General features: G+C 71.7%; 5 protein-coding genes. 1 reads left to right on the top strand and 4 read right to left on the bottom strand.

The genetic code is table 11. The features are described from left to right. The 3 genes from EV671_RS06755 to EV671_RS06745 form a co-directional block, all read right to left on the bottom strand. A partial coding sequence (locus EV671_RS06755) for a transposase (RefSeq protein ID WP_132570524.1) occupies positions 1-646 on the bottom strand: 646 nt, incomplete at its 3' end. 344 nt (positions 647-990) lie between these two features. Next, positions 991-3489, bottom strand: a complete 2499-nt coding sequence (locus EV671_RS27240) for a S8 family peptidase (RefSeq protein ID WP_243655608.1) — start codon at positions 3487-3489, stop codon at positions 991-993. A gap of 136 nt (positions 3490-3625) precedes the next feature. Beyond that, a complete protein-coding gene (locus EV671_RS06745) occupies positions 3626-4219 on the bottom strand; it encodes a LysE family translocator (RefSeq protein WP_132570523.1) in 594 nt (197 codons plus the stop codon). Positions 4220-4303: 84 nt separating this feature from the next. On the opposite strand from EV671_RS06745, the gene EV671_RS06740 reads away from it, so the two are divergent. Continuing rightward, positions 4304-4747 carry an Lrp/AsnC family transcriptional regulator gene (locus tag EV671_RS06740; protein ID WP_132570522.1) on the top strand — a complete coding sequence of 148 codons (444 nt, stop codon included), beginning with the start codon at positions 4304-4306 and terminating at the stop codon, positions 4745-4747. A gap of 45 nt (positions 4748-4792) precedes the next feature. On the opposite strand, the gene EV671_RS06735 is transcribed toward EV671_RS06740, so the two are convergent. After that, positions 4793-5941: a hypothetical protein gene (locus EV671_RS06735; RefSeq protein WP_132570521.1), complete on the bottom strand. Its 1149-nt coding sequence runs from the start codon at positions 5939-5941 to the stop codon at positions 4793-4795. Positions 5942-6000 lie beyond the last annotated feature (59 nt).

Genomic DNA, 6000 nt, shown 5'->3' with positions numbered 1-6000 from the left:
GGACCGAGGTGTGCTGCTTGCCGGGATTGAGCTGCACGTCCAGCACCAGGCGCAGGTTGCCCACCCAGTAGGTGTGCAGCACATGACTGGGTCGCCCCGGCTTGTGCGGGTTGTAGCCCAGCTCCGCGCCTTCTTGGCGCCCGTACAGCGGCTTGATGCTGGCGTCGATGTCCAGCACCCACGGCCGATCCAGCGCCTCGCGCACCGAGTCCAGCAGCGCCGGGCGCAGCCACGCTTCGCTACTGGGCTCGTCGATGCGCTGCAGGGCCCGGCGCAGCGCGTCCTCGCTGACCACCTTGTTCATCCCCAGCGCCTGCGAGGCCACCGCATCACCGCGCAGCGCCGTGACATGCGCATAGCGCTTGTGGCCGGCCAGAATCGCCAGCACCAGCGTGCCCAGAACGTCTCGCTTGCCCGGCGCATTCGGACTGGTGTACGCCAGCGGGCAGGCCTCAACCCAGCGGTCGAACACGCCCGCGGCGGCCAGAAACTCGGCGAAGAACACCAACTGCCCGTTGGGCGTGGCCGCCGCACCCTCGTCCCAGCGCACATGCATGCGCCCGCCCAGCGTGTCCACCACCATCGGCTCGTCGCCACCCACTGCGGCCGAAACAGCCCGCTCTCGCTTGCGTCGTGCTTCACCCATCGGGTGAGTGTCACCGATCGCTTGCAGCCCGCGTCAGCATTGGCGTTCAGCCCAATTCGGTGGGCTCAACTGCCGGAAATAGGATGACAGGATTCGTGGATGGCTTGCTTGCCAAGTTGATGAAGTGGAGTGATCGACCGCGCAACACGGATCCGGTTGAAGAAGCCTGGGAGGAATTCCAGGACTCATGGGATTGGGCGATGGAGCCGGCAGCCAGAGACATATTTGTAGCCGGCTATGAGGCTGCCAAACGCCAAGGCAAGAGCTTGTAGGCCACCCGCGGGGGAGAACGGGCGAGGGTTTCGCTAAATCCTGCACCGCCCTTGGCGGCCGACAAGTGTTATTCAGCGGCCTTGCCTCCGAGCAACCATCGCTGCCGCGCCGGCAAGGGCCAGCAGCCACAGCCCCGACATCGCACCACCGCCACTGCTCGACCCACCCGACGAGCCGCCCGCCGTCGTGGCGGCCGCGGTCACCGTGATCGTCTGCGTCTTGGTCGCCTGCGCGCCGGCGCTGTCGGTCAGCGTCAGCTGCAGGGTGAAGCTGCCGGCCGCACTGGTCGTCACGGTCGCGCTCGACCCCGTCGTGCTGCCGCTGAAGGCCGCGATGCCGCTGCCGCTGGTGAGGCTCCACTGGTAGCCCGCCAGCGTGCGGCCGGCCGGCGCGCTGGAGCCGGTGCTGTCCAGCGTGACGTTGTTGCCGGCCACCACCGTCGTCGCCGACGGGCTGATGCTGGCGGTCGGCCCAAGCGCGGTGACGGTGACCGTCGTGTTCGCGCTGCTGGTCTGGCCGAGCGAGTCGGTCACGGTCAGCGTGGCGACGAAGCTGCCGCTGCCGCTGCCCAGCGTCGCGACGGTGGCCGTTGCGGCATTGGTCGCGCTGCTGAAGCTGGCGAGGTTGCTGGGGCTGCCGCTGCTCGGCGCGACGCTCCACTGATAGCCGGCGATGGCGAAGCCCGTCGCGGCCTTGGAACTGCTGCCGTCGAAGCTGACCGCCGTGCCGGCAGCCACGGCGCTGGCCGAGGCGACGATGCCGACCGCCGGCGCGGCAGGCGCCGTGACGGTGATGGTTTGGGTGTGCGAGGCCTGCAGGCCGGCGCTGTCGGTGACGGTCAGCTGCACGGTGACGCTGCCGATGCCGCTCGTCTTCAGGCTGGCCGTGGCCACGTTGCTGGCGCCGCCAAAGCTGGCGATGGTGCTGCCGCTGGTGATCGTCCATTGCCAGCCGGTGATGGCCTGCGTGCCCGGTGCCGTCGAGCCGCTGCCGTCCAGGCTCACCGTCGTGCCGGCGGCCACCGTCGTCGCGCTGGGCGTGATGGCGGCGGTGGGCGTCGCCAGGCTGGCCGCGGCGGCGACGGCGGCGCCCACGTCGAGCATGCCGGCGCCGCAGGTGGAAGTGGTGCAATAGCACTCGTCCTGTGCGACCGTCGTGGGCGCCGTGCAGATCGGCACGCTGCTGCCCAGGGGCTGGGCCGGGAAGCTGCGCGCCGACGACTGCAGCAGCGACTTGACCTGGGCCGGCTTGAGCGAGGGGTTGACCGACAGCATCAGTGCGACGGCACCCGAGACCATGGGTGTCGCGAAGCTGGTGCCGACCGAGTAGTTGCTGCTGTCGCTGTAGGTGTAGCCGGTGCTGCTGGCCGTCGTCGTGCCGGTGTTGGTGGCGGTCAGGATGGGGTAGAGGCAGGCACCCGTCGAGTTGACGCAGTTGCCGCCGGGCGCGGCGATGGCGACCTCGGGGCCGATGCTGGAGAAGCCGACCTTGGTGCCGACATGGCGCAGGCCGGCCACGCTGATGACGCCGGTGCAGTTGGCCGGCACGCCGACGGCCAGGCCCTCGTCGTTGCCGGCCGCGACGACGATGCTGACGCCGGCGGCAATGAGCTGGTTGATGGCGTCCTGGTAGGCGGCGCTGCAGCTGCCGCTGCCGCCCAGGCTCAGGTTGATGACTCTGGCCGGGTTGGGGTTGGCCACGGGCACGCTGCTCAGGCCGCCGGCCCAGAGCATGCCGGCGATGATGTCCGAGTCGGTGCCGCCGCATTTGCCGAGCACGCGCACCGGCAGCACCATGACGTTGTAGCCCACCGAGGCCATGCCGATGCCGTTGTTGGTCTGCGCGCCGATGATGCTGGCCGTCTGCGTGCCATGCCAGCTGCTGCTGGTGGCCGCCTGGCCGCTGCCGCACTGGCCGGCCGTCGTCCAGTCGCCGGGGTCGGTCGGGTCCGCGTCGCGGCCGTCGCCGTCGCCCGAGATGCTGACCGAGGCGATGAAGTCGTAGCCCGCCAGCAGCTTGTTGCTCAGGTCGGGGTGGTTGAAGAGCACGCCGGTGTCGACGTCGGCGACGACGAGGCTGCTGGCGCCCGTCGTGATGGCCCAGGCGCCCGCCGCGTTGATGGCCGCGACCAGCGTCGTGTCCGCGGGCTGCAGATACCACTGGCCGGCGGCCAGGGCCGCGCCGGAGCTGGCGGGTAGCAGAGGGTCGTTCGGCAGCGCGAGCGCGTGGCGGCGCTCGTCGGGCACCGCGTATTCGACGTCGGCGTCTTTGGCGAGCCGGGCGGCCAGGGCGGCGGAGCTGAGCGTCCTGTCGCCGTGCAGGGCCTGGCTGCGCGCGTCGATCATGCGGCCGTCGACGAGGCTGAGGCCGTGGCGGGCCGCTAGTGTGGCGGCCTGCTGGGGGCCGACATCGCCGCGCTCGCGGGCGACGCGCATCAGCGGGCCCAGGGCCTTGAACTTGACGATGACGCGGGCGCCGTCGCTGTCGTCCGTGGCGGCTAGGGCGGGGGCGGAACCCAGTGCCAGCAGGGCCAGCGCGGCGAGGACGATTCGGATGACGAAGGCGGGCACGCGGGGCTCCGGAGCAGAAGGCGGCCGCCATCCTCGTTCGCGGCCGTTTCCGGCGTGCTGCCGTTTTGTATCGGCGCTGAAATATGACGGGCGAGTGAAGGCTTCCCGGTCAGGAATTCGCGGCGCCGTCGCGCCTTCAGCCCTTGAGCAGCGGCAGCACCGAGACCACCATCAGCGCCGCGGCGCCCCAGTTGAAGGCCTGCAGCGCGCGCGGCCGGTGCAGCCAGCGGCGCATCTGCTCGCCCAGCAGCGCCCAGGATCCGCAGCAGGGCAGGTTCACGGCGACGAAGACGGCCGTCAGCGCCGCGACGCCGAGCTCGCTGTAGGCCGTCACGGCGGTCAGGGCCATCGCCCAGGCCTTGGGGTTGACGACCTGGAACAGGGCCGCGGCCACGAAGCCCATCGGCCGGCCGCCGTCCCCGGCCCGGCCGTCGGCGCCGGGCGGCGTGGCGGTGGCCACGCGCGCGGCTAGGTAGAGCAGATAGGCCAGGCTGGCCCACTTCAGCACCTCGTGCAGCGCCGGGAAGCGCGCGAACGCCTCGCCCAGGCCCAGGCCGACCAGGGCCAGCATGATGCCGAAGCCGAAGGAGATGCCCAGCAGATGGGGCAGGCTGCGCCGCCAGCCGAAGTGGGTGCCCGAGGCCAGCAGCATCAGGTTGTTGGGTCCGGGGGTGATGGAGGTGACGAAGGCGAAGCCGGCGAGGGCGAGCAGGGTGGCGCTGGAATTCATGGCCCGCAACTCTAGGCAGGTGCAGGCCGAATGGGCTTGCTTTTGGCGCCGTGCTGCCCGGGATGCATGCAATGATCTGCGGCCATGGATGCCATCGACGAGAAAATCTTGCGCGAACTGGTCGGCGATGGCCGGATGACGAACGCCGAGCTGGCCCAGCGCATCGCGCTCAGCCCCTCGGCCTGCCTGCGCCGCGTGCAGGAGCTGGAGCGGCTGGGCGTCATCAAGGGCTACCGCGCCGTGCTGGACCCGGCGCGGCTGGGCCTGGGCTTCGTCGCCTATGTCGCCATCGGCCTGTCGGGGCACACGCTGGCCGAGCAGCAGGGCTTCGAGTGCGCGATGGGCGATTGCCCGGTCGTGCGCGAATGCCACAACGTGACCGGCGCCTTCGAGTACCTGCTGCGCGTCGAGGTGGCCGACCTGGCCGCCTACAAGCGCTTCCATGCCGACGTGCTGGGCGGCCTGCCGCAGGTCAGCATGATCACGAGCTATATCGTGATGGACTCGCCCAAGGACGAGCGCGGCTGAGCCCGCCAGGCGCCGGCTGCGCGAGCCGGCTTGCGGCGGCAGGCGTCAGCGGGCTTCTTCGCCGTGATGCTCGCCGTGGCGCGGGTCTTCCTTGTCGTGCGGCCCGTGCTCCCGGTGCGTCGGCTGCTGCGGCGCCGGCTTTGCGGCAGCCTGGCTGGGAGGCGGTGCGGGCGGTCGCTGCGCTTCGGCGTGGGGCCTGTCATGCGCGGGTTCGGGATGCTGGACCCGCGGCTCAGCGGGCCGGGGCTGCGAGGGCGCCGGGGCGGCACTCGGCAGCGGTGGCTCGGCATGCGGCGCCGGCCGTGCGGCGGGGGCGGCCATCGGCGCGGGCTGGGGCAGGTCCTGGGCCCGCATCCTGGCAGGTGCCGGCTGCACGGGCGGCGTGGCCATCGCCGGCGCGGGCGTGTATGCCGGCCGCGGCGCCCGGGCCTGGACGACGGCCGGCAGGGCGGCCGCGAGATGGGCCTGGGCCGGGATGCTGCCTTGGTAGGCCTGGCCGTTGGCCGTGGCTGCAGGCGGCGCGACGACGGTCACGTTGGTGATGTTCGTGACATTGGTGATGTTGGTGACGTTGTGATTGTTGATGTTGTTCGTCACCCGCATGCCGACGTTGACGACCGGCGGCGCGCTGACGACCACCGCCGGCGGCGTGCCCACGGGGGCGGGCACGACGAGGCCGGGGCGGGAGCCCGGCGGCGGCGGCACGAACACACCGGCCGGGCCGACCGGGCGGGCGCCGCCGTCCAGCGAGACCTGCAGCGACAGGTGCAGGCCGGGCGGCGGCGGAACGAAGGCGACGCCGGCCCCGGCCCAGTGGCCCGCGATGAAGATGACGGCGCCGTCGCGATGCTCGTAGTAGGGCTGGGCCCACACATAGCCCATCTGCGGCGGCGCCATCCAGTGCCCGGCGCACCAGACCCAGCGCCCCTGCCAGCCCCAGTAGCCGCCGACCCAGACCGCCTGCACCATGGGAGGCGGCGGCGGAACCTCGACCAGCATCGGCGGCGGCGCCACGTCCACGAGCACCGGCTCGGGCTGGATCATCGGCGGGTCGACGTAGACGCTCACGACCGGCGCGGGCGCTGCCACCTGGACCACGGTGCGGACCTGGGTGTGCGGGGGCGCGGCGCAGCCGGCCAGCAAGGCGAGGGCGGCGCCTGTCGTGATCAGGGCGAGAGCGGGCTGGCGAGGCATCTGGATTCCTGTGGTTGTGACGTCAGCTTAAGTTCGCGCCCCGGGTCGCGGTTGACCGG

Origin of the sequence: Roseateles saccharophilus (assembly GCF_004342485.1) — a bacterium.
Lineage (GTDB): Bacteria > Pseudomonadota > Gammaproteobacteria > Burkholderiales > Burkholderiaceae_C > Pelomonas > Pelomonas saccharophila.
Note: the sequence above shows the minus strand (reverse complement) of the source record. Positions and strands in the feature narration are given on the sequence as shown.

Coding starts and splice junctions, on each gene's coding strand:
- EV671_RS06745 (WP_132570523.1), bottom strand. CDS start 4,219: ATGAATTCCAGCGCCACCCTGCTCGCCCTCGCCGGCTTCGCCTTCGTC.
- EV671_RS06740 (WP_132570522.1), top strand. CDS start 4,304: ATGGATGCCATCGACGAGAAAATCTTGCGCGAACTGGTCGGCGATGGC.
- EV671_RS06735 (WP_132570521.1), bottom strand. CDS start 5,941: ATGCCTCGCCAGCCCGCTCTCGCCCTGATCACGACAGGCGCCGCCCTC.